Annotated in this window: 1 protein-coding gene; it reads left to right on the top strand. The window is 76.5% G+C overall.

Going from position 1 to position 702, the window contains the following annotated elements; translation table 11 throughout:
* Positions 1-224: 224 nt before the first annotated feature.
* Positions 225-653: a YbaB/EbfC family nucleoid-associated protein gene (locus ACF1BH_RS07135; protein WP_391641399.1), complete on the top strand. Its 429-nt coding sequence runs from the start codon at positions 225-227 to the stop codon at positions 651-653.
* The last annotated feature ends 49 nt before the right edge of the window (positions 654-702 follow it).

Raw genomic sequence — 702 nt, 5'->3', positions numbered from 1 at the left:
CCGGGCGGGCCGGGGCGTTCCGCGGGGAGCGCCCCGGCCCGGTCCGTGGTCCCGCCGCCGTGCCGGGGCGGAGATCCCCCGAACAGGGACCTGGGCCGGTACCGGACCGGACCGCAGGATGGCCGGGGACCGCTGCCGTTGCCCCGTCCGTGGCCGCGGTGTGCCCGCGCGCACCGTTGCGGCCCGGTCCCCACCCATTCCACGCTTTCCGAGGAGCCCCTGCCATGGCCGACAGTCCGTCCTTCGACATCGCCGCGCTCACCCAGCGGATGCGCGACCTCCAGGGGAACCTCGCCGGCCTGGGCGGGCTGAAGGACAGCGAGATGACCGGGCACGCGCGCGGCGGTCTGGTGACCGCGAAGGTGGACTCCGACGGGATGCTGACCTCGCTGCGGGTGGACCCGTCGGTCCTCGACCCGGACGACCCGCAGTCCCTGGAGGACAGCGTCGTCACGGCGGTTGCCGCCGCCCAGACGGCGCTGCGGGAGATGCGCGCACAGCAGGTCGACGCGTTCACCGAGGGCATGCTGAGCCTGGCGGACGGCCTGCGCACCGAGAATCAGCAGCGCCGGGACTCCCCGCTCACCGATCCCCTCCTCGCCCGCGCCACCACCCCGCCCCCCGCTCCCGAGGGCGGACCGGCGGCGCGCTGAGGAGGAGTCCGGCGGGTGGCGGGGCACCCCGCCCCGCCGGACGCTCCAC

The organism is Streptomyces sp. NPDC014733, from assembly GCF_043083385.1.
In the GTDB taxonomy this organism is placed as follows: Bacteria; Actinomycetota; Actinomycetes; order Streptomycetales; family Streptomycetaceae; genus Streptomyces.
The sequence above is the reverse complement of the archived record's forward strand: the minus strand, read 5'-3'. Positions and strand labels throughout refer to the sequence as shown.

Excerpts from the sequence above, each read along its gene's own strand:
- ACF1BH_RS07135 (WP_391641399.1), top strand. The coding sequence starts at position 225 with ATGGCCGACAGTCCGTCCTTCGACATCGCCGCGCTCACCCAGCGGATG.